Raw genomic sequence first — 26,619 nt, forward strand, 5'->3', positions numbered from 1 at the left:
CGCCGGACGTAGATACAGTGGGAGAGAAATCGGACATATGCGCGCCGCCGAAGCCGCGGCAGCGAACGACCGGAGTGGAAAAGAGCGATACGTGACTAGCCCAACAATGCCGACGTTGACCCGGCGCGGACGAGTGCTGATCGGCGTCGGTGTCGCCGTACTGGCCCTCCTGCTCGTCGGCCCCCGCCTGGTCGGCATCACCACCGACTGGCTGTGGTTCAGCGATCTGGGCTACCGCTCGACGTACGCGACGATCTTCTGGACCCGTATCGCGGTCTTCCTGGTGGTGACGCTCGTCGTCACCGCGATCATCGCGGCGGCCGTCTACGCGGCCTACCGCAGCCGGCCGATCGTCGTCTCCTCGCTCGGGCCGGCCGATCCGTTGGCCAACTACCGCTCGGCCGTGGTCGCCCGACCGCGCCTGTTCGCCCTCGCCCCGGCGTTGGCTTTCGGGTTGATCGCCGGCCTAGTGGCCCAGGCGTCGTGGTCGACCGTGCAGATGTTCCTGCACGGCGAGAACTTCGGTGTCAAGGATCCGCAGTTCGGACTCGACATCGGCTTCTACGCCTTCGACCTCGGCTTCTACCGGATGGTGCTGTCCATCCTGATCATGGCGACGATCATCGCGTTCATCGCCAGCCTGGTGACGCACTACGTCTTCGGCGGCATCCGGCTCGGCGGCAACGGGATCCCCGGCGGGCTGACCTCGGCGGCACGGATCCAGCTCGCGATCATCGCCGGGTCGTTCCTCCTGCTCAAGGCCGTCGGCTACTGGCTCGACCGCTACACCCTGCTCTCCAGTGATCGGCGCGCGGAGATCTTCACCGGCGCCGGCTACACCGATATCAACGCCGTGCTGCCGTCGAAGCTGATCCTGCTGGCCATCGCCGTCATCTGCGCGGTCGCCTTCTTCGCCGGCGCGGTGCTGCGCGACCTGCGGATCCCGGCGTTGGCGACGGCGCTCATGGTGCTGTCGTCGCTGCTGATCGGCATGGGCTGGCCGGCGGTGATGGAGCAGTTCTCGGTCAAGCCCAACGCGATGCAGAAGGAATCCGAGTACATCTCGCGCAACATCGACGCGACCAGGCACGCCTACGCCATCGACAAGGCGAACGTGACCTACGAGCCCAATTGGACCTCCGCGCCGCCCGACGCGGCAACGGTCAACGCCGACGCGGCCACGCTGTCGAACATCCGCCTCCTCGACCCCAACGTCGTCGAGCCGGCCTTCGCCCAGCGCAACCGGCTGAGGAACTTCTACGGCTTCCCGAACCAGCTGGCGATCGACCGGTACAAGGTCGACGGCCAGATGCGCGACTTCATCGTCGCGGCCCGCGAGCTCGACCCGGCCCGTCTCTCGGCGAACCAGCGCGACTGGATCAACAAGCACACCGTGTTCACCCACGGCAACGGCTTCATCGCGGCGCAGGCCAACACGGTGGACTCGGCCGCCTCGACCGCGGACAGCGACAGCGGCGGTCTGCCCGTCTACCAGGTCAGCGACCTGGAGACGATCAAGTCACCCGACTACGCCGCGAACGCGCCGATCAAGGTGCGCCAGCCACGTATCTACTTCGGTGAACTCATCGCCAAGCAGCGGCCCGACTACGCCATCGTCGGCACCGACGGTGCCGACAAGGAATACGACGAAGAGGGCAAGAACTACACCTACACCGGTGGTTCCGGGGTTTCCCTCGGCAACTGGTTCAGCCGGATGCTGTACGCGGTCAAGTACGCCGAGCGCAACATCCTGCTGTCGTCGGTGATCAACGACAACTCGAAAATCCTCTACAACCGCGACCCCCGCGACCGCGTGAAGAGCGTCGCGCCGTGGCTCACCGTCGATTCCAAGACGTACCCGGCGGTGATGGCCGACGGATCCATCAAGTGGATCGTCGACGGCTACACCACGCTGGACCGCTACCCCTACGCTCAGCCGACGTCGCTGCAGAACGCGACCACCGATGTGCGGACGCTGACCGCGGGCCAGACCGCGCGCGTGCAGGTCGACCGCGAGGTGTCCTACGTCCGCAACTCGGTGAAAGCCACCGTCGACGCCTACACCGGCAAGGTCGAACTGTTCCAGTCCGACGAGACCGATCCGGTCCTCAAGACGTGGATGAAGGTCTTCCCCGGCACGGTGAAGCCGCGCGCGGAGTTCGAGAAGCGCGAGGACCTGCGTCAGCACGTCCGCTACCCGGAGGACCTGTTCAAGATCCAGCGCTCGCTGCTGGCCAAGTACCACGTCGACGATTCGACCGAGTTTTTCCGGGGCAGCGACTTCTGGTCGATCCCGGCCGACCCGACGGCCGACCAGGCCGCGGCCACGCCGACGAATGCCAACACCAACGCGAACGTCCCGGGGCCGCGTCAGGCGCCCCCGCAGCCCGAGGTGCAGGCGCCGTACTACTTCACCGCGGCGGCGCCCGGTGACGAGCGCAAGTCGCAGTTCCAGCTCACGACGGTGCTGACCGTGCTGAACAACCCGTATCTCGCCGCCTATGTCACGGCGTCGTCGGATCCGGACACGTATGGCCAGCTGACGGTCAAGATGCTTCCGGTGAATAAGCAGTACATCGGTCCGCGACAGGCCCAGGACCGGATGAAGAACGCCACGGCGAACGAGCGCAAGCTGCTGGAAGGCACCGTGGACACGACGTTCGGGAACCTGCTGACCCTGCCGGTGGGCAAGAACGGAGTGCTCTACGTCGAGCCGCTCTACACGCAGTCGAAGAACGCCGACTCGGCGGTTCCGAAGCTGTACCGCGTGATGGTCTCCTACAACGACAAGGTCGCGTTCGCACCGACATTGGCGGGTGCCTTGCGGCAGGTGGGCATCGATCCGGCCGCGGTCACACCACCGGAGCACGGTGCTCCGGGGGCCCCGCCGAGCGAGCCACAGCAAGCGGCGGGCAACGTGCCTCCGCCGTCGCCGAACGCACAGCGGGACTCGGCGGTGGCCGAACTGAACACCGCGCTCGAACAGGTGCGCAGCGCTCAGCAGTCCGGTGACTTCAAGGCCTACGGCGAGGCACTCGACCGGCTGAAGAAGGCGGTCGATCGGTACCAGTCGCTACCGAAGAGCTGACGGAGCAGCCGAGGCCTTACCCGCGGTACTCGTCGAGGTAGCGGCGCGCCTCGATCTCGGTGTTCTCCGGCTGGATGGGGCCGTGGCTGGAATGCGTCGCCACCATCCGGAACGCGGTGATGGCACCGATGAACAGCACCAGCGCCGCGACGCCGAGGGCCATCGACGCCTCGTGGCCGGACGCCAGCGCGACTAGCCAGACGCCGGCGCAGCCGATGCCAGCCAGCGTTGCGCAGAACGCGACGATACTCATCGGGTGGTTGCCGTGGGACTCGTGGCGGTGCACCACGTGGGTGGTGGCCATCATGGACCTCCTTGCTAGACCAATCGGGCACTCCCGATTCTACCCAGATGTGACGTAGCCCACAGTTGGATCGCCGTTGTGTGCTGCCTCCAGAAAGGTGGTTCGGCGCCCTGTCCGAGTCGTAGTGTCGTCATGCCGAGCGTTGCCCGCGCGGCGTCACGCTTGTATGAATCGAAGAGGTCGCAGCAGCCCATGCCACCCCTCAGTCGGGCCGAGATCATCAAGATCGCCGCGACCGCGATCATCGGAATCGTCGCCCTGATCGTCGGCGCCTTCAAGGTCGTCCACGTCGACCGTCTTTTCGGTGCCGGCGTGTACGAGGTCACCGCGGCGCTGCCCGCGTCGGGCGGCATCTTCACCAACGCCGAGGTCACCTACCAGGGCGTGCCGGTCGGCAGGGTCGCCGGGCTCCAACTGACCCGGTCGGGGGTCGACGTGACGCTGCAGTTGGACAAGGACAAGCCGCGGGTTCCGGCGTCTGCCGTCGCCGTGGTCGCCAACCGGTCGGCCATCGGCGAACAGTTCGTCGACCTGCGTCCGACGTCGACCGGTGCCCCCTTCCTCGAATCCGGGGCGCGAATCACCGAGTACTCCCTGCCCGCGCCACTCGAAGACGTGGTCGATTCCGCGCTCGACTTCGCCGAGTCGGTGCCGGTGGACGACTTGCGGACGATCGTCGAGGAGTTGGGCAAAGCGTTCAACGGTCAGGGTGAGAATCTGACCCGGCTGGTCACCTCGCTGAACACGTTGTCCAAGGCCGGCTACGACTCGCTGGGCGACACGATCGCGCTGCTGCAGCACTCGAACAAGGTGTTGTCGACGCAGGCCGAGCAGTCGGACGCCATCCTGGCGTGGTCGAAGAATCTGGATCTGATCACGGCCACGCTGGCCGGCGCGGACCCGGATCTGCGACGGCTGCTGACGACGGGCCAGACGTCGGCGTCGGCGTTGTCGAATCTGCTGCAGGAGCAGGGCGGCGACATCACCGCGCTGCTCAAGGACTTGGGCTCGGTGACGCGCACCGCGATCGCGCCGACCGGCTGGTCGGCCAACGCGCTGTTCGCCATGCTCTCGCAGCTGTCGGCCGGATCGCACAGCCCGGCGCACGGTGACGGGCAGATCCATTTCGGTGTGGTGCTGGAGACCAACAATCCGGCGGCGTGCACGTCGGGCTACGAGTCGACGCAACAGATGATCGACGAGATCAAGCGGCGCAATCCGAAGTTCGACATCAACTACGACGACTTCCCGTTGAATCTGAACGCGCGGTGCACCGTGCCGCAGGGTTCGCCGACGAGCGTGCGCGGCGCGGCGCGGGCCGGGTTGTCGAATCCGCGTGTGCCGCAGCCGTGGGACAACAAGCCGAAGAAGGACCCCGACCGTCTGGATCTGAACCCGCTGGCGACCCAGCTGGCGTGGCTGCTCGGCGTCCACACCCGATAGCGGGCGAGCCCCCGGCGGTGGGCGTCAGTCGTCGGCGGCCACGAGGAACGGGCGCACCAGCTCGGGCGTGGCCTGGACCATGACACCCGCGGCATCGCCGTCGCGAAGATCGACCATCGCGTAGGCCTCGGTACCCGCGGCGGTGGCCAAGATCAGCGTCGCGATCCCTTGGCGTCGCTGGAAGATCGACGACGACCGCGACCAGCCGACGATGCCGTCGCGCTCGACGACGAAGCGGTGGCGGGCCAGCGTCGGCGAGGATACGATGACGAGCCGGTCGGTGACCCGGGTGCCCAGATGGCGGTAGCGGACGGGCGCGGCGAGGAGGGCCGGAACCGCGCCGACGATGCCGATCAGCACCGCTACGGGTGCCGGCAACCGACCGAGGAACCAGGCGGTGGCCACGATCGCGACGATGACCAGCGCCGTCACCGCAGCGCGGAACCAGCGGCGTCGTCGTGCCGCAGGGCCGTGTTCGTCCAGCGGCAGTGCGAGTTCGGCCGACGCGTCGGCGACTGCCCCGGCGACGCCGACCGCGTCGACGCGCGGGGCGGGCGGCAACAGCAGCGGGTGCTTGCTCGATCCCGTCGCGATGGCGAAGAGGCGGGCGCCGCGCACGAGGCGCATCAGCACCGGCTCGTGCAGATGTACGCCGCGCACGCGGTTCTCGTCGAGGCTGGTCGACGTGGTAGTGATCAGTCCGCGTGAGACGCGCAGCGTCGCGTCGGGATAGCGGGCGAGGGTGAAGTTCCAGTATCCGAGCAGATAGCTGGTCAGCGAGAGCAGCGCCCCGGCCGCGCAGACGACGGCGAGGACACCCAGGACGACGAGCGGGACCGGAATCCGTGAGATCCAGTCGACCGCGGCGCTGCCGGTGCTGCGAGCCCGGTCGAACAGCCCTGCCTCGCCGGCGAACTGAGCGGCGAAGCCGACGCCGGCCGCGGCGGCGGCGAGGCCACCGAGGGAGAACGGCGCGTAGCGCAGCCAGTCGGGCCGGAATCGTGCGAGGACCGTCGCGGGCTCGGCGGGCGTCGCGACGCCCGCCGGCGTTGGGTATGCCGACGGCCCCGTCGGCATCAGATAGGCCTGGAGCGCTTCGCCGTAGGGCGCACCGACGCAGTCCAGCTCGACGTTGCCGTCGTCGGTGCCGGTACCGATCACCACCTTCTTGAGGCCGAGGATGCGGTGCGGCGCCGACGCGGTGAGGTCGACGCTGCGAATGCGGTCGCGCCGCGCGGTGGCGACCTTCTTGTTCACCAGCCCGGTGCGCAGCCGGACGTGCTCACCGGTTACCTGATACCGGGTGGTCAGCCACGGCACGACGGAGATGAGTCCGAGCGCGACCGCCGAGAGGAAGAACGCGATCAGCGGCGCGGCGCGGCCCGCGAAAGCGATCGCGATGATCACGGGAACCAGTTGCGGCAGTTGCTGGATGGGGCGGACCGCCATCATCCAGGGCGACAGGTGATGCCACTCGTCGGGCTGATCCGCGCGCGGTACGGCGGCCGGGTTAGGTTGCGTCACCGGGGTGTGCCTGGGTTGCGACGGTGAGGTGGGCGGCGACCTGCTTGGCGATGTCGGCGTCGAGCCCGGCGATGTGGACGGTTCCCGCCGACGACGCGGTGGTCACCGTCAACGCGGCCAGACCCAAGAGCTGTTCGAGCGGTCCGGCTTCGGTGTCGACGACCTGAATGCGGGCGACCGGGATGATCACCGAGGTGCGGGTGAACCACCCGGATTGCGTGTAGATCGCGCCGGGCGTGACCTCCCACCGGTGGAATCGGTAGCGCCACTCCGGGACGGCGACGGCGAAGAAGACCGTCGCGACCAAGGCGAGCAGGGCGATCGCGGCGGCCCCCGCGCGCACCTCGGAGGATGCGAGGGCGACCACAGCGGCCACCAGCGTGACGGGAATGCCGACTATCAGCGGCGGGATCCGCCATAGTGTTTTGGCGCGGTCGGACACGCGGTTGGCCGGCTCGCGCAGGGTCAGGTGTTCAACGGTGGTCATCGGGCTCATTATGGCAGTCGGCAGGCTCCTGTGCCGCGATGGACCGACGAGGCGGGCTCGCCGAGAAGAGTCGCTCCGACCGTCCTACACTCGCCTTATGGCAACAGACCCGCAGGCCGGTCGTATCCAGCATTCCGACGCATTCGACGAGGACTTCGAGATGGCCGCGCCAGGGCAGATCGACGTCACCCCCGAGATCGACGAGATCGAAGAACTCCAGCGGGCGGCGGCGCACGCGCCGAGTGACGACGACCCCGACGCGCCGTGGCGGCACGGTTATCCCTACGACAAGAAGATGACCAGGCGGACTTACGAGCGTGAGAAGCGCCGCCTGCAGATCGAGTTGCTCAAGCTGCAGGCCTGGGTCAAAGAGTCCGGCGAGAAGATCGTGATCGTCTTCGAAGGCCGCGACGCCGCAGGCAAGGGCGGCTCGATCAAACGGTTCACAGAGCATCTGAATCCCCGCGGCGCTCGCGTCGTCGCGCTGGAGAAGCCAACCGAGCGCGAGCAGTCGCAGTGGTATTTCCAGCGGTATGTGCAGCATCTGCCGACCGCCGGCGAGATCGTGATGTTCGACCGGTCCTGGTACAACCGCGCCGGTGTGGAACGCGTGATGGGGTACTGCACGCCGCAGCAGTACCTGGAGTTCACCCGGTCCGCCCCGCAGTTCGAGCAGATGCTGGTGAATTCGGGCATCCACCTCATCAAGTTCTGGTTCTCGGTCGGTCGCGCCGAACAGCATTCCCGGTTCGTCGCGCGGTCCACCGACAAGGTGAAGCAGTGGAAGCTCTCGCCGACCGACCTGGCATCGCTGGACAAGTGGGACGCCTACACCGAGGCGAAGGAGGCGATGTTCTTCTACACCGACACGCCGCACGCACCGTGGACCGTGGTGAAGTCCAACGACAAGAAGCGCGCCCGGATCGAGGCGATGCGCTGGGTGCTCTCGCGCTTCGACTATCCGAACAAGGACCACCGGGTCGTCGGAAAGCCCGATCCGAAGATCATCGGGTCGCCCAAGAATGTGTACGACGAGGGGGAGTCTCCGTCGGGAACCTTCCCGGTCGTGGATCCGTCCTGAATCCTTCGCGAATCCGCGTCGGCGATCATCCGAGTTCGGCGAGCACTTCACGGGCGGCTCGGCGTCCGGAACGCACGGCGCCCTCCATGTAGCCGTTCCAGACGTCGGCGGTTTCGGCGCCCGCCCAATGGATCCGGCCCACGGGCTCGGCCAGTGCCCGACCGTACTGCGTCCACACGCCGGCGCCCAGCCGTCCGCCGTAGCATCCGCGCGTGTACTCCTGCGCCATCCAGTCCTGCTCGACGTAGTCGACCGGCTCGGCGGCTTGGGGACCGTAGAGCTTGACCAGGGTGGCGATCGCCGACGCCCGCCGATCGTCGGGGCTCATTTCGGCGGCGGCGCGTGCGTGGGCCCCTTCGAAGAACCCGACGAGCACACCGAGCGACTCGTCCGGCGGTGTGTTGTCCAGGGTGACGCTGAAGTGGTCGTCGAGGCTGAAGGCGAACCCGTTGAGTCCTTCCGCGCGCCAGAACGGCGTCGGATAGGCGACCTGGACTTTGATCACCGATCCCATCGGCATTTGCTGGGTGAGGCCGTCGCGCCGTGCGGGCATCGCAGGCTCGTAGGTCAGCCGTCCGGCCAAGGTCGGCGGGATCGCGACGATCACGTGTTTCGCGCGGAGTTCCCCGCCGTCGTATCGGACGGTCACGCCGTTGCCGTCGTGGACGATCGTGCGCACGGGAGAGTTCAAGCGGACGACGTCGCTTCCGAGTTCCGCCGCGATCCTTTCGGAGATCTGATGGGTTCCCCCGGCCACCCGGCGTTCCTGTGCGCCCGCCGTCGTGCTGACGAGCATGTCGATCATGCCGCCGGATTTGACGTAGAAGAGGAAGTGGAGCAGTGACATCTCCGACGGTTCGGCCGAGAACACGGCGGGCACCACCGCGCCCCAGAAAGCGAGCGCTTCGGCGTCGGCGGTGTGGGCGCGCAGCCATTCGTCGAGTGTCTGCCGGTCCAACTCGGCGGCTGCGGGCGACTGCCACGGTGAGGCCAGCGAGACCGTCTCGGCGAGGGCTTCGAGTTCGCCTTGGAGTCTGCCGGCTTCGATGGCCGATTCCAGCGTGAGGCCGAAGGTTTCGTCGCCGTATCGGGTGAGCTTCCCGTTGTAGAGGGTGAGCGCCTCGCCGTCGTCGTAGGTCGCGAATGTCTCCAGGCCGAGTTCGGCGACCAAGTCGATCATCTCGGTTTGCGTCGGTCCGATCCACTGGCCGCCCATCTCGACGGGGACGCCGTCGCCGATGGTGCCGCCGAGGTTGCGGCCCGCCACACGGTCGCGGGCTTCGAGGACCGCGACGCTGCGGCCGGCGGCCGCGAGTTCGCGTGCCGCGACGAGACCGGCAAGCCCGGCGCCGACCACCACGGTGTCGATCGTGTTCTCGGTCATGTTGTCTTCCCTTAATGACATCCAAAGTCGGACGTCCGTCCGAATGTAATGTAGATCACGGCGGATCGGGTGTGCGATAGTGGGTGGGATCGGACGGCTCGGGAGGGAAGTGGCGACGATGGCCTACGTGCGAGCGCAGGACCGAGAGGCCCAAGTCGTCGCGGCGGCGATCCGGGTGCTGAGCCGGGTGGGTGTTCCCGCCGCCACCGTGCGCGCGGTCGCGGCTGAGGCCGACATGCCGCTGGGCACCCTGCACTACGTCTTCCCCAGCAAGGACCAGTTGATGCGGGCCGTGCTGGCCGCCGTGATCGACGACATCTCCGACGCGCTGCGATCCGACTTGGAACTCGACAAGGGCGTGGCGCACGCGCTGCGGCACGGGATCGGCGCCTTCTGGGAGAAGCTCGTGGCGCACGACATCGGATTGCAGGTCATGCAGTACGAGCTGACCATGTACTCGTTGCGGGGAGAGGTCGACGGAGGACTCGCCCGCTTCCAGTATGAGCGCTACAACTCGCTGGTCACACAGTTCTGCGAACAGGCCGCCCAAGCGTCCGGCGAGCGCTGTGCCGTGGGCTTCGACTCGTTGGGGCGCCTGGCGCTGTCGGTCGTCGACGGGCTGATCCTGCAGTACATCGCCAAGCCGGATCCCGAGCGGGCTCGCCGCGACCTGGACAACGCCTTGGACATGCTCGTCGTCTATGCCGATCCGCAGCCGGTGACCCGCGGCGGCAAGCGGCGTACCGCCTAGCGGCGACATTCTCCGTCTCGTCGGTGTGCGGCCGGGTGGGGTTTGGCTCATAAAGTCGGACGCCTGTCCGGCTTAGCTCGTCGATCGGCGATCGATCGCCGCCGTTGGCGTCCGATTCGGTCTCCGGTCGTAGATCCGTCCTGGGTAGGACGACATGCACTGACGCGCCACGTAGGGTCGTGGGATGCACACTCCAGATCGCGTGGCATCCGCAGGGGCGTGGGTGCTCGAGAACGGGCACCGCGCATTGTTGGCCGTGACCGGCGGACGATTCCCGACGAAGCTCCTGGGCATGGTGACCGTCGAACTACACACCGTCGGCCGCAAGTCGGGCAAGCCGTATGCCAACTTGCTCAGCAGCCCGATCAACAACGACAAGCGCATCGTCGTCGTCGCGTCGAAGGGCGGTCACTCTGACCATCCCGATTGGTACAAGAACGCGGTCGCCACTCCCGACGTCAGCGTGACGGTCGACGGCGTCACCAAGCCGATGCGCGCCCGGACCGCGACCCCCGCCGAGCGCGCCGAACTGTGGCCGCAGGTGGTCAAGGTCAATCCCGGATATGCCGGGTACCAGAAGAACACCGAACGCGAGATTCCGCTGCTGATCCTGGAGCCGCGCTAATCCGTAACCTTGTTATGTAACGCCGTTACGGATAGCGTGGGGGCATGGCAAGGCCCCGGACCCACACCGCCGAGCTCCGCGAGCAGATCATGGGGTGCGCGCTCGACGCGGTCGCCGAGCACGGAGTCAAGGCGCTCGTGTTGCGCGACATCGCAGACTGCGCCGGGACGTCGACGACGGCGGTCTACTCCCTGTTCGGCAACAAGGAAGAGTTGCACAGGTCCGTCCTGATCAGGGCTTTTACCGACTTCGCGACTGCTCAGGAGTCGGAGCCGCCCAGCGACAGCCCAGTTGACGACATCGCCGGGCTGGGGATGCGCTACGTCCAGTGGGCGCTCGACCATCCTCGGCTGTACGAGGCCATGTTCACCGATTCCGCGGCCGGACTCGCGCCCAGTTCGGAGCTGGACGAGGCCCGTGCCCGTGCGATCGCCGCGGTGTCCGACGCGGTGGGCCGAGCGCTGGAAACCGGGGCCTTCCGCCCCGCCGACCAGGCGACCATCGTGGTGTCGCTGTGGGCGCAGGTCCACGGGCTCGCCGTGCTGATGATCGCCGGACAGCTTCCCGACGAGGCCGACATCGCCACCGCGGCATGGGCCGTGGTCGCCGGCTGGCTGTCGGAGGAGAACCCGAGCTAAACCAACCCGAGGAGCGTTCCCCATGACCCACACCGCCGCAGAGCCCGTCTTGCACTCCCCGGCCGGCGCCGCGCCGCTTGCACCGCTGGGGCCGACACGAGGCCGTGTGTTCGCGGCGATGAACGCGAGTACCGCACCGATCTGGCTGGCGATGATCCTCGCGCCTCGCTCGCGCCTGACCCGGCTGCTCGTCCGGCGCTCGGTGCCGTTACATGCAGGCTTCTCCGTCGCGTACACCGGGCTGCTCGGCGCCGGCATGGTGCGCAGCCGGACGCGGCCCGACTTTCGCGATCCGGACGTGCTGCGCAGCCAGCTCGTCGACGGCGATGTCTTCCTCGCCGCGTGGTCGCACTACCTGACCTTCGATCTGCTTGTCGGCCAATGGATCTGGCAGGACGCGCTGACGTCGGGACGCACCGCTCGGATCGCGCTGTTCCTGACGTGGATGGCCGGTCCCGCCGGCCACGGCTGGTACCTCGGGCAACGATGGTGGGGGAGCCGGTCATGACGATGTCGCTGCATCTCGTGCGCCATACGAGCCGGAACGCGATCTCGTTGTGGCGTCGGCGCCGCGTCCTTCTCGCGGAGCTTGACCGGGACCCGGGAATCGCCGCCGCGCGAATGATGGCCAGCATCGATTTGCGGGCGGTGACCGGCGGGACGCCGCGTCTGCGGCAAGCGGCGCTGCTGATCGAGTGGAAGGACCGGGCGTCTCGCGACGAACGTTTCGCCGATGCCGTCTGGCCGTCGTCGTATGCCGCCGAAGCTCGGGAGGCCTGGAGCGTGGCGCTCGACACCGCCCGCGTCCTGCGCAGCGATTCGCCCAACTGGAGCCCGAGTGTCGACGGGGTGGCGCAGCTGCGTCCCGACGAGCCGATGGCGGCGCTGACCTTCGGCGGCGTCCATCCCCGCTACGTTCCCGCGTTCAACCAGGGCAATCGCAATGTCCTCCGAGAACTCGACGACAACTCCGACGAGACGTTCCGGACCGGCGTCCAGGACGGCCCGCTGGGCTTCGGCACCTTCACGCTGTGGCGTTCGCAGGCCGCGATGACACGCTTCGCGTATCGCACGCCGACCCACGACGGGACTCGGAAGCGATCGGAGGAGCAGGGCTGGACCCACGGCCAGCTCTTCGTGCGATTCCGGCCGGTTGCGTCCCGCGGGACGTGGCAGGGCCGCGATCCGCTGGCCGAGCTGTTGGCGTCGAGGGTTAGCGGGATCAGGGAATAGGCCTCGGCACGTCGTGGTGGTTCACCGACCACGCGCCCAGGAGTCGGCAGCTAGCGATCGGCCGCGCCACGCGGGGCTCGTCGATCGGGACCGCGCGGGTCTCCCGCCCCCACAGCGGCTCCCCGGAAAGGGGCCATATCTCGGCGATCCCCGCACCGAGTGAGGCGCCGTCGGCGTCGAACCGTTCCACCCACGCCCACGTGTTCCACGCCGGCCCGTGCGGATTGCGGAACTCGACCGCCGTCGGGCCTTCGCACGCGGTCAACCGGACGTTCTCCGGCCCGAGTGCACGGCCGCTGCGCCCGTCTTTCTCCGCGATCTTCGATGTCCAGTCCTGCGGCTTGCCGATCTCCGGCTCGCACCGCGGATCGGTGGCGTCATTGTGTTCGCGCACCAGGGTTTCGGAGTGACGCTGTCGGCTGCCCGGGCCGATCGGTCCGATGTGACCCAGCCCCGAGTTGGCGAACGGTCGTCCCTGTCCGTTGGTCACGGCGATATGTCCGCTGAACTGTGCTGGACCGGAAAGCGGGTTGATCAGGTCGACGACGAGTTCGACGGTGTGCGGGCCGGTCTGCGCACAGGTCACCACGCTCACCAGCGGACCGGACTGAGCCTGGGGGACTGTGCCGTGGGTCAGGCCGGGCTCGCGGTCATAGCTTGAGCACGCTACGACCGCGAGGCATGTTGCGACCGCCAGCGCCGTTCGTGGAAGGCGCCAGCTCCGGCGCTGCCGCCCGCTGACCGTCATGGTGCCCGAAGGTACTCGACTGAGACGAAAACGAGAGTCCCCCTCTCGGCTGATGCCTGGTCAAGGGGACTTTCACGTCGATGTCCTCCAGTTGGGTCGGCAGGGCCCTTTCGCTTTGCGCTCCCATGCCTGCGGCGTGTTCGCTGGTTAGGTTCTCCTCGGTGCCGCGTTCAGTACACCAAGGCTGAAGTCGGTGAGCACGACGCGAGAGGCGAAACCACACCTCGTCATACCCGCCCAGCTGCTCAGCTAGGAGACCGAGCGCCCAGTCGTGGCTCCAATCGTCGAGGCGAATCTCGGCGTCGGTGCGCAGACCGCCCGCCACTCGCCTATGGGTGCAACCGCTCCAGGACAGAATCAGGTGGCGTCGCCGGTCGTTTGCGGTCGTCTCAGGCTGTCACCGAGTAGTCCGAGGAGGCTGATGTTGCAGCAACCGGGTGGTTGACATCGCCTCAGTTGAGGCGCACCGTCGATACATGGGCATCTCCGCCGCCACCCGTCTCCTGGCTCCGGCAGGGGGACGGCCATGCCGAATCGGCGGACCCGTTGGTGGCGAGGGCTGACGGCCACGAGTTCACGCTTCCGCACGGCGGGCCGGTGGCGCTGATTCAGTACCTTCGCGACCAGGGCCGCCGCGGAAGCAATGCACGGTGGTGGCGACTCCCCACCACGGTGGCGCGCGGTTCCGGCGACTCGCCGGAACCGTAGTTCCGACAGGCACGCCTTGTGCTGCGGTGTCGGTGGTTCCGGCGTGACGCGTGCTGCCACAAGCCGCTCCTTTTGAGGTACGCACGGTGGTGTGGGCTCCGCACCACAGCCGTGCGTGACGCCCACGCCTAGACTTATCGGATGGCACAAACTGAAGCCAGTTCCTGGGCATCGAGTCCAGGGAGACGTCGGAACATGCAAGCCAACCGGTCGAGGGATACCAAGCCCGAACTTGAGATTCGTCGTCGGCTGCACGAACTCGGTCTCCGCTACCGAGTTGCTATTGCGCCCGAGCCGGGCCTACGCCGACGAGCGGACATCGTCTTCACCCGGGCGCGGGTAGCGGTGTTCATCGACGGCTGCTTCTGGCACGGGTGCCCGGAGCACGGCCGGTCGACCTTCAATCACAATGCCGATTACTGGCCCGCGAAGATCGCCACCAATGTGGCGCGCGATGCCGACACAAGCGCCAAACTGGACGCAGCCGGCTGGCACGTTCTGCGCTATTGGGAGCACGAGGATGCAGCGGATGTCGTCGAGGAGATCCGGCGGACCGTCTTAGCTGTCAGGTCCGGTCCTAAGTAGACGTCGAGAAATACCCCAGCGTTGGGTCGGCGAATGTCCCGACGACCAGGCCGCGGTCGAGGAACCGGTTGAATTCTTCGCAGCTCGTTTCCGGCAGCAGGGCGCAGCCGTGACAGGCTGCTAGGTTGCACGAGTCTGGCCCTTGCCCCTTCTCGCCGACGTCCATACAGACAGGGTCGGTGGAGCACCAGTGGGCATCGCTGAGTGCCGCCGCAGCGACCGGTTGTAGGCGGTCTGGTCGAGACATACGGACCAGGCCGCCCATGGTGCCTTCGGAGTCACCGGCGGCCGTGTAGATCAGGAGGCCGGCCATGTCCCGACCACCGTCGCGCGACACGTACAACCGCTCCCGAAGCGAGGCCGAGCTGTAACCGCAGGTGAAGACGAGTTCGTTGATCAGCAGGTGTGCGAACGTGTGCAGCATGATCATGCGGGGCGAGATGTCCCTCGGGCTGCCTCCACGATCGGTGATCACATGCCCGTACTGATTTGCGATGAGATCGGCCCGCGCCTGGACTTCTCCGCGCGCTTCCCAGGCCGCGAGGCGCTCGCCGTCGAGCTCAAAGTAGATTCCCTCACCTCTAACCACGTAGGCCGGAAGCCAATCCTTGTCCGGCGGCAAGGGGCGGCGCCGAAGCAGGGCCTTGCCCTCGGCAACCTTCAGGTCACTGTCACGGCCGCGAGTAAATCCGCGCAGGACGCGGGTCTCGCGGAGGACGGTAACACTCCGAACTCGATCGATATGTCCCGCGATTGCGGGGTGGACACCGGGATCCGACGCGCGCAGCTCGTCGTCCTGTGGCGTTTCGCGCAGCAGCTTGAACTCGGGGTAGCGCCAGATGTCGAGGTCGCCCGAGTCATCGTCCTCGTCGTCAGATGATCCGATGCCGAAGCGGTCCTGGTAGGCCGCGAGCAGCTCCTCGTCGGAGAACTGGTCGAACAGATCTCCGGCGCCTCGGGTGGCCTGTCGGATCTCAGCCACGGTGGCGTCCTTACCGCGCATCGTGTTGAGGAACGCCATGGTCGGCTCGACGTCTGCTCGCTTCATCAGGTCACGCATCGCGCCACTGACAGCACCGACCCTCGGCGGCAAGAAGATCGATGACTCCACGTATGGGAAGTAGACGTTGCCACTTGCACGGAGCGCACCCTGAACCGGTTGGTCGCAGGCGCCGGCCTCTTCATGCAGCCACGGCCGTGCCCCCGTGCACAGATACGGATCCGAGCGGCCAGCCAACTGCTGAGTCAGGAAGGTACTGTCCTCGCCGGACTCGTTCTTCATCCCGCCGGTCGTGATGCCCTGCAGGGAACGGGACACACCACACCCCTTGCGCTCGTCCCGCTTGTTCTTCGCGTCGTAGCCACAGCGGACGACTTGACCCTCGAGCCCACCGCCGCCGGTCGAGAAGAGTCGCAAGACGCCGGTGCAGCTGGGGTCCTTCGATCGGTGCACCCACTCCCTGAAGGGGAAGTCGTCGATGTGTCCCTTGCCGCAGATCGCGACGAACGGCACCTGCGACATCTTCGGGCCGAACCGACGCCTGCCCACACAGGTGGGTTCGTCGCATCGGACGGTGTCCTGGAAACTCAGTGGCACCTTCTTGAGGCGCTTGCAGTACATGCAGAACGAGTAGCCCGGGAATCTCAGGGCGGGGACGCTCAGCTTCTCGTTTCGGTGGTCCTCGGGAGATCCCTTGCGGTAATCCGGAGGCAGGCGGAACTCCTGGACCTTCAGCCGGGCTTCAAGCCGCCAGTCGTTCACACGGAAGTCCTCCAGAGCGAGGTCGGCATTGTTGCGTGGGAACCAGTGGTCAAGGCCCGCGGTGATAACCGAGGTGCCGTCGACGAGCACGCTCATTGCGCCCACGCCGAACGGCGACACCAGCTGGGCTCGGCGCATGCTGCCTGACGTCATGCCTGTACCTCCGGCTCTTCAAGGTCATCGGTGAGGTAGTCGAGCGTGACGGAGAGCTGGCACTCGGCGTCGACGCTGCGCATGCTCATCGGCGTTTCCCAGGTGACGTTCTTGTTGCCAGGATCTGCGAGGTCACCGGCGGGACGCATGAGGCCCTGCTTCGGGTCTCCGTTGAAGTAGCTGACCGTCGCCCAGGTCGTGCGCTCACCCTTCGCCCATTGGCGAGAACGCTCGGCGACCCATTGATCGAACACTGGCAGTTCCTCACTGTCGACGAGGGCGGCCCGTGCCCGAAGCAGCGCGATCGAGTCGTCGAACTCGGCCTGCGGGAACGGGCTCGGGTCGAGCGTCGGATTGAGTTGGCGCATGCGAGAGATTGCCGCTGCGTGGAGCGCTCGTTTCAGGACCGGCTCGGCGAAGGGCGTCACGGAGGTGGGTTCGACCTGCGCGTACAGCTGCTGGTGATAGGTCCGGAACCGCTCGTAGTGGCTGCGGTCGCGAGGCTTCGCTGCCCCGTAGATCGTGATGACAAGGCCAGGTGTCTTCACGTTGCGTCCGACGCGACCGCTCACCTGGATGTACTGCGCCGTTGTCTTGGGTTGACCAACGATCGTCATCAGGCCGAGCCGATCGATGTCGACCCCGACTTCGATGATGTTCGAGGCGAGGCAGATGTCGACGCACTTGGCGTTCTCGGGGCATGCCCCTGAGTTGACGCATTTGGCGCCGTCCGCACAATCGGGGTGAGGCAGCCGGAGTTCGAGCTCCTCGATTGCCTTCGGGATCTCGTCGCTGCGGCGACGCGATGTGAGCTCCATTTTGTTGCGTGGGTACCTCGGCGTGATGCCGTCGCGCCGCTGCAGTCCTACCAGGTAGTCAGGGACGTCGGAGTCCAGCAAGGACAGCGTGTTGCCAAGCTCTCGGAGGCTGTTCAGGAAGTTGAGGTTGGTCCAGTACCCGTCGCGGTCGGCTGGGTCCGGGATCTGTGGACCTGCCTGGAGTGTTGCGGCTGCGACTCTTGCCTGGACGGTCTGCGTGGAGCCGAGCGAGGGGCTCATGACTCCGAGGTAGCGTCGGCCGGGTGCCGGCTTGCCGTCCGGAAGCCGGGCCGGTTCCGCGAAGAATGACCGCCCCTCTTCAAGCCCGTGGGGCGGGAACAGGGCGACTTCCTTCCGCCCAAACAGTCCGAGGATTTGATCCTCGTAGCGGCGCACCGTGGCGGTCGAGGCGATGATCTTGGTGGGGATTGGCGGATCGCTTCGACGGTCGGTGGCGAGGTCATCGATCATTGGTTCGTACAGGCCGACCATTGACCCCAGCGGGCCGGAGATGAGGTGCAGTTCGTCTTGAATGATCAGGCCGGGCGGCGAGTAAACGCGTTCACCATGGTCGCCGAGTCCAAACATGGTCCGAGCTGCGGGCTGCCATGCCATGGTGGCGAACTTGTCGACGGTGCCGATCACGATCGACGGACGCGACTCGTAGATGTCCTCATCGACGACATGGATGGGCAAGCCTTCTCGTCTGCTGTATCGGCAGAGCTCGTCTTGGCACCGGAAGAGGAATCGGCCGCCCGACCACACGTATCCCGGGGTGTCCTGCCCGCGTGACTTGCTGACCGGGCCCATGCGCGTGCCGCACCACGGACACTTGAGCAGCAGGAACTTGTTCGAGGCTCGGGAGTCGCGGCGTAGCTCCCCGAGCGCGCGCTCGGCGGCCGTCCATCGGTTGGGCGTCGAGTCGCGGCCCAACCAGACGCCGATCCCGAAGGGTGCCGTGCCGAGCTCGTCCTCCATGCCGGAGCGGACGTCCTCCAAGACGCAGATCAGAGACGAGGCGCGCAGGAACTGCTGAGCTGTGAGCAGGCGCAGTGTGTAGCGCATCAGCGTATCGGTGCCGGCGTCGTCTGGGTTGCGGAGTCGGCGGGCGAGCAGAGAGATGGCCGATGCGCCGAGGTATGCCTCGGTCTTGCCGCCACCTGTCGGGAAGAAGATCAGGTCGACCAGCGTGCGCTTCTGGTGGGTCGGGTCGACCAGTTCGGGCAGGCTCGCCAGAATGAAAGCGATCTGGAAGGCGCGCCAGCGACCACCTTTCGGGTCGGACGTTGCAGCGGGGTGAGCTCCGTCGGGCCGGTAGACCCCTTGCTTGTCCTTAATGAGATCTCGTGGCTCAAGCCGGGACCGAACCTGCTGGTACAGCATCGCGAAGTTCGCGAGCTGGAAGGCCCGGCCAGCGATGGGGGCGTTCTGCACTAGGTACCAGCCCTCCTGCATCCGTTCGAGGGCCTCAGTGCACCTTTTCACGTGCTCCCGCGCGGCTCGCTGGTAGCGCGCTGGCAGGTCGTTGATCGAGGCGCTTCGGTCGTTGATCCACCGGCCGTACAACTCGAGGACCTTCTCGACCTGGGCGTCGCCAGCAGCGGTGGCGTTGGCGAGTTCCTCCATGCTGACGCTCACCGGCGTGCGGGTGCCGTCAGGGTGCTCTTCGTAGACGTCGGGCGTCAGGCTGGTGACCTCGTAGGCGGGCAACGCGTCGGCCTTCACGAATGGGACCGTCGGGATTCCGTCCTCTCCGGCCAAGTCCTCCCAAGTGGCTGCGCATCCGTGCCCGATCGCGAAGGTGCATCGGTGGCGGTAGAGGAGTGCAATCGACTCCTCTTCCTCATCACTGTCCGCCTGCTCGACGTCTGGGTACGGCTCGATACGGAGTCCCTCCGCTGCTGTGGCGGAAAACGCGACTTGGAAGAAGGCGCTCCCCGATCCTGTGCCGACCGCGTCGTCAACGACCGCGAGCGTGACCAGTCGAAGATCCGGGTCCGCCTCACCGGGCACCGCGCGACTAAAGATGGAAACGCTGGGCTTGATACGCGGCTCGATCTTTGGCTCAACAACTACAGGCGTCGTGTTCAGCGGTGACCGCTTTCGCTCCCGTCGGAGTACGTTTGCCGAGGCGACCGCGTCGAGCACGAAGGGACGGCGGACCCACCAGTTCAGCGGGGGCGAATCCGGTGCGGTGATCTTGACGGGGTCGTAGTAGGCACCGGTCACCTGGATCTTGAGTTCCGCTCCTTCAGCGACTCGGACCTTGAAGGAGATCGCCATGGCCGACGGCTTTCGTCGGTTCGCGTCGGACAGGTCGAAGTCATCGGAGTCCGGTTGGTCCTGCCGACGGGGACCACGTACGTCCGTCGCCGGCGCCTCGGGGTTCTCTTCATTCTCGGCCAGTCCTGGAATGACGGCAGAGTCGTCACCCTCGGAGGCTAGGCCGCCGCTCGGGGTTCCGCCGCTGTAGAGAACACCAACGCCGTAGCGGCGCAGGGGGTCGGAGCGCGTCAGCACCTCTTCGAGCGTGTCGCGATCATGGAACTGTCCGTTGATCTCGTCCTTCGTCTGGAAGGTCAAGGACGGCCCTGAACAGTCAACCGGGCTGCCGATGGGAGCCTCGCCGCCGGGCGGTCCAAACAGCTCGCGTCGTACCGCTGCCTCGACGACATCGCGTGCTTCAATACCGCTCATTGGTTCCCTGCCATTCCTGCCAGTCCGGTGCTCTCCTCGAGGACACCGTAGAGACGATCGGTTGCTCGGGTCAGGCCGACGTACAGGACGGACTCGAAGTTCGGCACGTTCGCCCGGTCGAGGTCCGTGACGATGACGGCCGGCGCTTCGAGGCCTTTGAAGGCGTGGATCGAGGAGAAGCGGATCTTGCCCTTCTTGATGGTGTCGCCTTCAACTTGGACGAGCACGCTCTTGAGCCATCGGTCACTCGTCGTGGCAGCTACGGACCCAGCGCCGAGCGGACTCAGGACCACGATCTCGCTGAGGTCGAACGATTCTTCCCGCAGTGCCTCGACTGCCTGGCGCAGCAACGGCGACTGGTCATCGCCACGCTGGTATTTGAGGAGCACGGGGTTGGCGCCGTCATCGTCTCGTCGGAACTTCCGGTAACCGGGGGTGAGTCCGCTGAAGAAGTTGACGCTGAACCCGATCCTTGGAAGGTTCCGGCAGTTCACGGTGAGTCGGTGGGAAGGCATGTGCGGCATGCACGCCTTGAGAAGTTCGCGGCCACGGCCGTCGTCGTAGATGGCCTGGCGCTCGAAGTCGCCAAACATGAGGACGCGGCCGCCGGACAACCCGCCCTTGACCATCAGCTCGAAGACGTCGAGATACGACTCAGACAGGAGATCCTGGATCTCGTCGATGATCAGGAAGTCAGCCGGAGGCTCGCCCAACTTAAGCAGGACGTCGACGGCTCGTTCGGGAAGTTCGGTGGTCCAGAACAACTGCCCAGCATCGTCTGGCGCCTTCAGCCTCGTGAGCGCCAAGAGCTGGCGATGGAAGGTGCCGACCGACAGGCCAGGCCCGTCGATGTCGGTCGCAAGGCGTCGACCGAGCAGCTTGTTGAAGCACATGAGGCTGCCGGTTCGCCCGAGCGCCAGCTCGCGGCGCGCGGCCTCCAGTGCGAGGAAGGTCTTCCCGGAGCCAGCCGGTCCGGTAAACAGCACGCTTTGGTTGTCAGACATGGCGTCGAGAGCCAGGAATTGCTCCTCAACGAAACGGACGAGCTGATGCTCGCGAGCCGAGCGCACGTCACCAGCGACGATGCCGAACTCAAAGTTCGGTCGAAGCAGCATCGCGATCTGCTTTGCTATCGCCTGATCCGGCCCGAGGCCCCCGTAGGAGAAGCCGTTGAAGGTGGCGTCGAGGTTGGTGATGCCACCCGCGAAGGCCCGGCGGATCGCACCGATCGGGTCTTTCTTGAGGTCCTCTGAGTCGAGCACCTGCCAGTCGAACCACTCGTTCGTCGGCTTGAGCATCGTCCGGGCACGAGTTGCTGTGAACCACGCAGCGCTCAGCATCGGGATCGACCGGAGATCGATCTTTTTCTTCAGCAGGTCCTTCCGAATCGAGTGCATCGCTTCGCTGGCCTGCTTGAACGGACCGCGCGTGGTTGGGGCCTGGTTGCCGAGTTTCCAGACGCCGTCCTCGAACGTGAAATGCTCGTGCGACTTCACCTCGATCACCAGGATCCCGAGATCTGGGGCGATGATGACGAAGTCGGCCTCCCCCTCCGGGTTGCGTACGTGCTCGGCGATGTTGAGCGAGTGGAGGACGATCCAGTCGTCGGTTGTCTGGTCCTCGGCGAGCTTCCGGTAGACCGATTTCTCCCCCGGCGCTGCTCCTTCAGGAAAGAGCGGCGGAATCAGTCGAGCCACTGGGCACTCCCATCCGTGAACGGCACCCGTGCTTGATGCCTGCTGACGATCTCGGTGAACGGCGCGCGGCCTAGAACCCGAGCGACAATCATGCCGCGGAACCCTTCCCGTGGAAGATCAAGATGGAGAATTCCATCGCGTTCGAGCACCCGCAGATCGGCGCGCCCGACCGCAGCTTCGAGTTCTTTGCGGAGTTCAGCGCTCGCCTTGTAGACCGCTCGCCGGAGCGTGATCGCGTTGCCGTAGGTGGGCTGCGACGGCTCGTCGAGCCAATCCAGGAGCAACGCAAAGTCGGCGTCACGCTGAGGGCAGATCAGCCGCGGCTCGGCCCAGGCACGGACTTGGCCGCTCGACCGCACGCCGAGGCGTTCAAGCTCCGCCGCTGCCTGACGGGCTCCAACCCGAGCCAGCCGTTCCTCAAGCCGCGCTTTCCACCGTGCCTGAGTGGTGAGGATCTCGGACGCTCTCGCGCCGAGGGCGACGATGGCCTGGTCGTACATCGCTCCGCGTTCGGTCTCACCCTCGCGGAGAACCAGATAGGTACCGGTCACAACTCCTGAGACGGCTTCGTACCCGACGCGGGCACCCTCGGGCTGCCGCGGGTCCAGCGAGCGGATCCGATCACCGTCGTCGAGCCACAGGCCGTACCCGCCTGCCAGGAGGACCTTCCACGCCTCCACCTCGTCGCTCGTCGGCTCACGGTCATCCGATGCGCGCGTGCCCCAAGTCGGCTGAGGGAAGTAGACGTCCGCGATCTCTTCATCATCAACGACGGCGTTGTCGGGCTCGGTCAGGTCACCGATCTGATAGACGGTGGCCTTGACCACGATCTGTCCCTCGGCATGCACCCCGAGAGTGGACGACAGTACCGACCGGTTCCCGAACCAAGCCGGCATCAGGAAGGTGACCTCAGGAGTCACCGGTGCCGTGACGACCGATGGTGGCATGAAGGTTGGCGGCGCCACAACGTAGCTGGTTTCGATCGTCAGCGCGACCTCGTCGAGCTCGCTCGGCACCAGGACGTTCACGCCGACTTCGTCGAGCCACGATGCCAACCCCGCGCGAGCTGCTCCCTTGCTCGCGACGACGACACATGCATCGGGGCCAACCTCGTGGATCGATTCGAGTAGGACTGGTCCTATGGGCGAGTCCGTCTCGCCCACTGCCGTCGCTGCGTCGGCGATGAGGTCGAGCAAGGCCCCGTCGCTGACGAGGTTCCGGAGACGCGTCGACTGCCGCACGATGTCATCGATCAGCGGCTGTTGCGTTTGGAACTGCTGCGGTTGCGGCTGGGTCATGCGGCGCCAGCGCAGCGCATTGGTCGCATGGAGGACTCCGTTCCAGACCTCGCTTCGTTCGTCCCCGAGCGCGAACAAGGTCCGGCGGATTGCCGCGTTCAACTGGGCGCCAGCCGGATCGCCGACGGCAAATATCGAAACACCCTGTTGCATCAGGGAGTCCGCAGCCACGTAGCGGCGGGCGACATCGTGGACCCGGCTCATAGCGCCACCGTGAAGGCCAAGGCCTCGACTGCGGCCGGTGGTCGCCAATGGAGTTCGTCGACCACGGATACCGGCCGACTGTTGTTGTGACGGGCCTCGATGATCGTCTCCGCCGCGGATTCGTCAGCCACCGAACGATCAACGATGCAGATGACAATCGGCACCGTGATGTCGTTCAGATACTTGATAGCGCCATAGCGATCCAGAACAACTGCGGCACAGGACTCGGGCAGAGCTTCGCCTTCGCCAAGGCGAGAAGCCGAAATGACCGGCGTCGACCAGGTCGCCGCGCGATCGTCGTAAGGCAGGACGTAGGTACCAAGCGTCGTGCCCGAAGCGCCGACGGACGCCGCGTTTCCAATGACGGCCTGAAGGTCCTCACGAAGCCACTTGCTCGTACCTACGAGGGCAAGATCCATCGGTGGCGCGGCGAGGCGGCCCAGCCATGAGGTCGCCGCACCGGTTAGCTCGGCCAGGTATCCGCCTGCGGGAACCTCGCTGACAGTGGACTCGACCTCATCGTCGAGCACCGACACGGCGCGGTAACGATCGGCAGGGAGGAGCTTGCCGCCGGTGAGAACCCGCGCGCCACTCGAATGCGCCTCCATTTTCGAGAACCTACCGGTAACGATCAGCCTGTCGGTCACCGCCCGCAAGTAGGTCGATCGATCGGATGCTTCGAACACGGCGAGCGGATCATCAAGCGCAGGAGCTGGACTCGACAGCATCCAGCCAGACCCGATGAGCGCGGCGACGTAGTCACGGCAGGGCACCGAGACGGCCAAGACCAGCTGTCGCCCCTCAAGCTTCGAGAGGTAGCGGCGTAAGAGGGATCCGAGGGCGACGAAGGAGCCAATCCATGGTTCGACGACCATCGGTTCACCTGACTGATCTGCGAGACCAAGGTACGTGCGCGGACGCGTCGACGAATCAGCCACACCGCTCCCTCCGTAGTAAGTCGGGGCCCACACCGCAACGGAGACGACTCTAGAGGGCAGGTCCGACAGATTCGGCTGAAGCCAACGCGCCGACTCTCGCTATACCTGTCGTGGCCGTTGTGCGCACCGAGTGCGACGCCCAACCGCAGCGCCGACGCGCAACCGATCGGTCAAGGTTCACCGCGATCACTTCGTTCGGATCTCACGCGCTGAGCGCCTCGACGGCCGGTGACTTCTGGTCTGCCTCGCGCAGCGCAGTCTTGATTGCTGCCGCAAGTGACTGGGCAAGTGGCGGAGGAACAGCATTCGAGACTTGCTCGACCTGGGACGAGAGGGTTCCCTCTAGAACGAACTCCTCCGGGAATCCCTGAAGGAGCATCGCTTCGTAGATGCTGAGACGGCGGCGGCCCTCGGGGTGTACGTGGATCTCTCGATGGCCGTAGGCGACAGTAGGACTCGGCTTGTCCCAGTCCAGTCGACGGAAACTGCGGCCTGCGCGATTCGCGCCGCCGGGTTGGGAGAAGCGCTTTGATACTGGGCGCATTGTCCAGTGGTTCTCATGGTGCGGAATGGCGGACTTCTCAAGGTCGCGAGCGAAGAAGGCTGGTGTAGGAAGACCTCCGATCACTGAGCGCACCGTGAGATCGCCCGCTTCCACCTTCTTTGGTCTGAAGTTCAGGGCAACTTCTTCCTTTCGGAAACCAGAAATTATGACCCGATTCCGGGTTTGGGCGACTCCATAGTCGAGAGCGGAGTACTCGTTCACGTCGGGGGTGAGACCCATATCCCCGAACTTGGAAAGAATGCCGCTAAACGTCACCGAGTGCTTGGTGTCACGGATACCCAGGACGTTCTCAAACAGAACGAACTGTACGTCGTACCTGTCCTGCAACGCTTCGACGATCTCAAGGTAGAGTATCGGTAACCGGTTCCGCGGGTCGTTCGCGGCCGACCCCGTGTTGGCCCGAGAGAAGCCCTGACACGGCGGCCCGCCAATTACCCCGATTGATTCGCCCGGCTCCAGGAGTTTCTCCAGGTGGGTGAGAACGCCGTTAGGGCCGAGATCTGCTAGGTCAGCTGCAACCGAGGTCGTATCCTTGAAGTTCCGTTGGTGAGTCTGGATGGCGGCGGGCGATAGGTCGATTGCGAAAGTCAGTAGGAAGCCGGCCTGTCTGAAGCCGAGGTCCAAGCCTCCTGCACCCGAGAATAGGCTGATGATCTTGGGCAACGCCATACTGACTCCTGTTTCGATATGCGCGCACGCAAGGGCCAAACGATTTGGCGCTTCCTCACGGCCCACGGTTGCCCCGCGTCGGACGCGGCCGGCATCGCAACTCTAGCCGGAGCCTGCGACGTTTGGGCGGAGGACTCAGAACCAGTCGGCCATGTCTGGCCCTCAAGGCTGAGTGGGCCGTATGACCGACGTCGGGCGGCATGTCGTCGGCCGGCAAGTTCGCTGCGGGTGGGGAGCTGCGTGACCAGTTGGTCGAACTCTCGCTGGCAGCTCTGCGGAGTCGGTGAAGTTCGGACGCAGGTGCGATAGCGCGAACGAGCCTATGCTCCCGGAACCGGATGTTGCGTTAGTTGTGTCGCCCCGCGGCTGATCGTGAGTTCATTGTCGAGGTGGACGCCGCCTGAGCCGCTCTACCGACCGGGCAGAATGTCCTCGTCGGTGTAGCAGTGCATCAGTGGATCGAACAGTGACCTGTCTCCGCCCCTGCCGCTGCTGTCCGCAACAGGTACACGCGCACAGGGGTACGGGCACGTGAGAAGCCCCTGTTGCAAGAACCGTAGAGAAGCTGATGGGCGAAGGAATCACTGATCAACCAGTATGGTGAGGCACGTTCGAGCGACTGAAATCAGAAGTCGCGAACGTGGATCGAATTTTTGGGTGAATGGGGCATGAAACGTTGAAAGTCGGAGTATCCGGGACCCCCGTTGAGGTACTCGTGCCACGGATCGTCTACTTGGACCAGAACGTGTGGGTAGACATGGCACGGGGATGCACTGGTACAGACTCCGCATGGCTGCAAGTTCGTGACCGATTGAGGCGGGCTACCCGGGGCGAGCAGCTCGTTGTGCCTCTGTCGCCCGCCCACTACCTGGAACTTTGGCATCGACGAGAAAGCGCGTCGCGGCGCCAGGTGGCGGAACTCATGAGGGATGTCACAGGCTACGCCACCATTCCGTCACCGCACGTCGTGCGGCAACTTGAAGCCTGCGGACTGGTCGCCAGGTGGGTGGATCCCTCTGCTCGGCTGCCCAACAAGAAGGATCTCCTGGGCCGGGGAGCAGCTCACGCGTTCGGTCGACCGTACGGACGACTTCGCTTCGTCGCGAGTGTCGCCTTCCCCCGACGGCAAAGTCGCTGAGGGCACCGCCCTAGAGCCTCCGCCGGAATGGGAGGACTTGCGGCAACACCCTGACTGGGAATGGTTCCAGTTGTTTGGTTT

General features: G+C 65.8%; 20 protein-coding genes. 9 read left to right on the forward strand and 11 right to left on the reverse strand.

Annotated elements, in window-relative coordinates:
• Positions 1 to 106: 106 nt before the first annotated feature.
• Positions 107 to 3,088 carry a UPF0182 family protein gene (locus tag GOARA_RS09360; protein WP_040522479.1) on the forward strand — a complete coding sequence of 994 codons (2,982 nt, stop codon included), beginning with the start codon at positions 107 to 109 and terminating at the stop codon, positions 3,086 to 3,088.
• Positions 3,089 to 3,104: 16 nt separating this feature from the next.
• On the opposite strand, the gene GOARA_RS09365 is transcribed toward GOARA_RS09360, so the two are convergent.
• Positions 3,105 to 3,392 carry a hypothetical protein gene (locus GOARA_RS09365; protein WP_040522524.1) on the reverse strand — a complete coding sequence of 96 codons (288 nt, stop codon included), beginning with the start codon at positions 3,390 to 3,392 and terminating at the stop codon, positions 3,105 to 3,107.
• Positions 3,393 to 3,584: 192 nt separating this feature from the next.
• Between GOARA_RS09365 and GOARA_RS09370 the strand changes: the two genes are divergently transcribed.
• A complete protein-coding gene (locus tag GOARA_RS09370) occupies positions 3,585 to 4,835 on the forward strand; it encodes an MCE family protein (RefSeq protein ID WP_007322112.1) in 1,251 nt (416 codons plus the stop codon).
• Positions 4,836 to 4,859: 24 nt separating this feature from the next.
• Here the strand turns inward: GOARA_RS09370 and GOARA_RS09375 are convergent, their stop codons facing one another.
• Positions 4,860 to 6,359, reverse strand: a complete 1,500-nt coding sequence (locus GOARA_RS09375) for a PH domain-containing protein (protein ID WP_007322113.1) — start codon at positions 6,357 to 6,359, stop codon at positions 4,860 to 4,862.
• On the reverse strand, positions 6,346 to 6,846 hold the full coding sequence (locus GOARA_RS09380) for a PH domain-containing protein (RefSeq protein ID WP_007322114.1): 501 nt from the start codon (positions 6,844 to 6,846) through the stop codon (positions 6,346 to 6,348). The genes GOARA_RS09375 and GOARA_RS09380 overlap by 14 nt, the downstream gene beginning before the upstream one ends.
• A 97-nt stretch (positions 6,847 to 6,943) precedes the next feature.
• Between GOARA_RS09380 and ppk2 the strand changes: the two genes are divergently transcribed.
• Entirely contained in the window at positions 6,944 to 7,927 is a 984-nt protein-coding gene (gene ppk2 / locus GOARA_RS09385) for a polyphosphate kinase 2 (RefSeq protein ID WP_007322115.1), read from the forward strand.
• A 25-nt stretch (positions 7,928 to 7,952) separates the two neighbouring features.
• Here the strand turns inward: ppk2 and GOARA_RS09390 are convergent, their stop codons facing one another.
• Positions 7,953 to 9,311, reverse strand: coding sequence for a flavin monoamine oxidase family protein (locus GOARA_RS09390; RefSeq protein WP_007322116.1), 1,359 nt, complete (start codon positions 9,309 to 9,311; stop codon positions 7,953 to 7,955).
• 118 nt (positions 9,312 to 9,429) lie between these two features.
• On the opposite strand from GOARA_RS09390, the gene GOARA_RS09395 reads away from it, so the two are divergent.
• The 5 genes from GOARA_RS09395 to GOARA_RS18940 all read left to right on the forward strand — a co-directional run bounded on the left by GOARA_RS09395 (position 9,430) and on the right by GOARA_RS18940 (position 12,558).
• A complete protein-coding gene (locus GOARA_RS09395) occupies positions 9,430 to 10,062 on the forward strand; it encodes a TetR/AcrR family transcriptional regulator (RefSeq protein ID WP_007322117.1) in 633 nt (210 codons plus the stop codon).
• A 184-nt stretch (positions 10,063 to 10,246) separates the two neighbouring features.
• Positions 10,247 to 10,687 (forward strand): nitroreductase/quinone reductase family protein, encoded by a 441-nt coding sequence (locus GOARA_RS09400; RefSeq protein WP_007322118.1) that lies wholly within the window; start codon positions 10,247 to 10,249, stop codon positions 10,685 to 10,687.
• Between the two features lie 44 nt (positions 10,688 to 10,731).
• Positions 10,732 to 11,325, forward strand: a complete 594-nt coding sequence (locus tag GOARA_RS09405) for a TetR/AcrR family transcriptional regulator (RefSeq protein ID WP_007322119.1) — start codon at positions 10,732 to 10,734, stop codon at positions 11,323 to 11,325.
• A gap of 22 nt (positions 11,326 to 11,347) precedes the next feature.
• Positions 11,348 to 11,833: an ABA4-like family protein gene (locus GOARA_RS09410; protein WP_007322120.1), complete on the forward strand. Its 486-nt coding sequence runs from the start codon at positions 11,348 to 11,350 to the stop codon at positions 11,831 to 11,833.
• On the forward strand, positions 11,830 to 12,558 hold the full coding sequence (locus tag GOARA_RS18940; protein WP_138947623.1) for a hypothetical protein: 729 nt from the start codon (positions 11,830 to 11,832) through the stop codon (positions 12,556 to 12,558). Before GOARA_RS09410 ends, GOARA_RS18940 begins: the two co-directional genes overlap by 4 nt.
• Here the strand turns inward: GOARA_RS18940 and GOARA_RS09420 are convergent.
• The gene (locus GOARA_RS09420) at positions 12,548 to 13,153 is read right to left on the reverse strand and encodes a hypothetical protein (RefSeq protein ID WP_138947624.1); all 606 of its coding nucleotides are present in this window, start codon (positions 13,151 to 13,153) and stop codon (positions 12,548 to 12,550) included. The two genes, GOARA_RS18940 and GOARA_RS09420, sit on opposite strands and share 11 nt — an antisense overlap.
• Positions 13,154 to 14,155: 1,002 nt before the next feature.
• Between GOARA_RS09420 and GOARA_RS09425 the strand changes: the two genes are divergently transcribed.
• On the forward strand, positions 14,156 to 14,599 hold the full coding sequence (locus GOARA_RS09425) for a very short patch repair endonuclease (protein WP_050947228.1): 444 nt from the start codon (positions 14,156 to 14,158) through the stop codon (positions 14,597 to 14,599).
• Here the strand turns inward: GOARA_RS09425 and drmB are convergent.
• The 6 genes from drmB to GOARA_RS09455 all read right to left on the reverse strand — a co-directional run bounded on the left by drmB (position 14,592) and on the right by GOARA_RS09455 (position 25,400).
• Positions 14,592 to 16,514: an MrfA Zn-binding domain-containing protein gene (gene drmB, locus GOARA_RS09430; RefSeq protein ID WP_040522483.1), complete on the reverse strand. Its 1,923-nt coding sequence runs from the start codon at positions 16,512 to 16,514 to the stop codon at positions 14,592 to 14,594. The two genes, GOARA_RS09425 and drmB, sit on opposite strands and share 8 nt — an antisense overlap.
• Positions 16,511 to 19,915 (reverse strand): helicase-related protein, encoded by a 3,405-nt coding sequence (locus GOARA_RS09435; RefSeq protein ID WP_245548399.1) that lies wholly within the window; start codon positions 19,913 to 19,915, stop codon positions 16,511 to 16,513. Before GOARA_RS09435 ends, drmB begins: the two co-directional genes overlap by 4 nt.
• 110 nt (positions 19,916 to 20,025) lie before the next feature.
• Complete coding sequence (locus tag GOARA_RS09440; RefSeq protein WP_007322127.1) at positions 20,026 to 21,726, reverse strand: nuclease-related domain-containing DEAD/DEAH box helicase; 1,701 nt, start codon at positions 21,724 to 21,726, stop codon at positions 20,026 to 20,028.
• A complete protein-coding gene (locus GOARA_RS09445; RefSeq protein WP_007322128.1) occupies positions 21,714 to 23,228 on the reverse strand; it encodes a DISARM anti-phage system protein DrmE domain-containing protein in 1,515 nt (504 codons plus the stop codon). The genes GOARA_RS09440 and GOARA_RS09445 overlap by 13 nt, the downstream gene beginning before the upstream one ends.
• Positions 23,225 to 24,103, reverse strand: a complete 879-nt coding sequence (locus tag GOARA_RS18945; RefSeq protein WP_007322129.1) for a hypothetical protein — start codon at positions 24,101 to 24,103, stop codon at positions 23,225 to 23,227. The genes GOARA_RS09445 and GOARA_RS18945 overlap by 4 nt, the downstream gene beginning before the upstream one ends.
• Before the next feature lie 265 nt (positions 24,104 to 24,368).
• The gene (locus GOARA_RS09455) at positions 24,369 to 25,400 is read right to left on the reverse strand and encodes a DNA cytosine methyltransferase (protein ID WP_007322130.1); all 1,032 of its coding nucleotides are present in this window, start codon (positions 25,398 to 25,400) and stop codon (positions 24,369 to 24,371) included.
• Positions 25,401 to 26,619: the final 1,219 nt, after the last annotated feature.

The sequence above is a fragment of the Gordonia araii NBRC 100433 genome (genome assembly GCF_000241265.1).
GTDB lineage: Bacteria > Actinomycetota > Actinomycetes > Mycobacteriales > Mycobacteriaceae > Gordonia > Gordonia araii.

What these genes read in the sequence shown, in the direction of transcription:
- GOARA_RS09390 (WP_007322116.1), bottom strand. Translation starts at nt 9,311, where the DNA reads ATGACCGAGAACACGATCGACACCGTGGTGGTCGGCGCCGGGCTTGCC.
- drmB (WP_040522483.1), bottom strand. Translation starts at nt 16,514, where the DNA reads ATGACGTCAGGCAGCATGCGCCGAGCCCAGCTGGTGTCGCCGTTCGGC.
- GOARA_RS18945 (WP_007322129.1), bottom strand. Translation starts at nt 24,103, where the DNA reads ATGGTCGTCGAACCATGGATTGGCTCCTTCGTCGCCCTCGGATCCCTC.
- GOARA_RS18940 (WP_138947623.1), top strand. Translation starts at nt 11,830, where the DNA reads ATGACGATGTCGCTGCATCTCGTGCGCCATACGAGCCGGAACGCGATC.
- GOARA_RS09400 (WP_007322118.1), top strand. Translation starts at nt 10,247, where the DNA reads ATGCACACTCCAGATCGCGTGGCATCCGCAGGGGCGTGGGTGCTCGAG.
- ppk2 (WP_007322115.1), top strand. Translation starts at nt 6,944, where the DNA reads ATGGCAACAGACCCGCAGGCCGGTCGTATCCAGCATTCCGACGCATTC.
- GOARA_RS09425 (WP_050947228.1), top strand. Translation starts at nt 14,156, where the DNA reads ATGGCACAAACTGAAGCCAGTTCCTGGGCATCGAGTCCAGGGAGACGT.
- GOARA_RS09395 (WP_007322117.1), top strand. Translation starts at nt 9,430, where the DNA reads ATGGCCTACGTGCGAGCGCAGGACCGAGAGGCCCAAGTCGTCGCGGCG.
- GOARA_RS09360 (WP_040522479.1), top strand. Translation starts at nt 107, where the DNA reads ATGCCGACGTTGACCCGGCGCGGACGAGTGCTGATCGGCGTCGGTGTC.
- GOARA_RS09365 (WP_040522524.1), bottom strand. Translation starts at nt 3,392, where the DNA reads ATGGCCACCACCCACGTGGTGCACCGCCACGAGTCCCACGGCAACCAC.
- GOARA_RS09370 (WP_007322112.1), top strand. Translation starts at nt 3,585, where the DNA reads ATGCCACCCCTCAGTCGGGCCGAGATCATCAAGATCGCCGCGACCGCG.
- GOARA_RS09405 (WP_007322119.1), top strand. Translation starts at nt 10,732, where the DNA reads ATGGCAAGGCCCCGGACCCACACCGCCGAGCTCCGCGAGCAGATCATG.
- GOARA_RS09455 (WP_007322130.1), bottom strand. Translation starts at nt 25,400, where the DNA reads ATGGCGTTGCCCAAGATCATCAGCCTATTCTCGGGTGCAGGAGGCTTG.
- GOARA_RS09445 (WP_007322128.1), bottom strand. Translation starts at nt 23,228, where the DNA reads ATGAGCCGGGTCCACGATGTCGCCCGCCGCTACGTGGCTGCGGACTCC.
- GOARA_RS09410 (WP_007322120.1), top strand. Translation starts at nt 11,348, where the DNA reads ATGACCCACACCGCCGCAGAGCCCGTCTTGCACTCCCCGGCCGGCGCC.
- GOARA_RS09380 (WP_007322114.1), bottom strand. Translation starts at nt 6,846, where the DNA reads ATGACCACCGTTGAACACCTGACCCTGCGCGAGCCGGCCAACCGCGTG.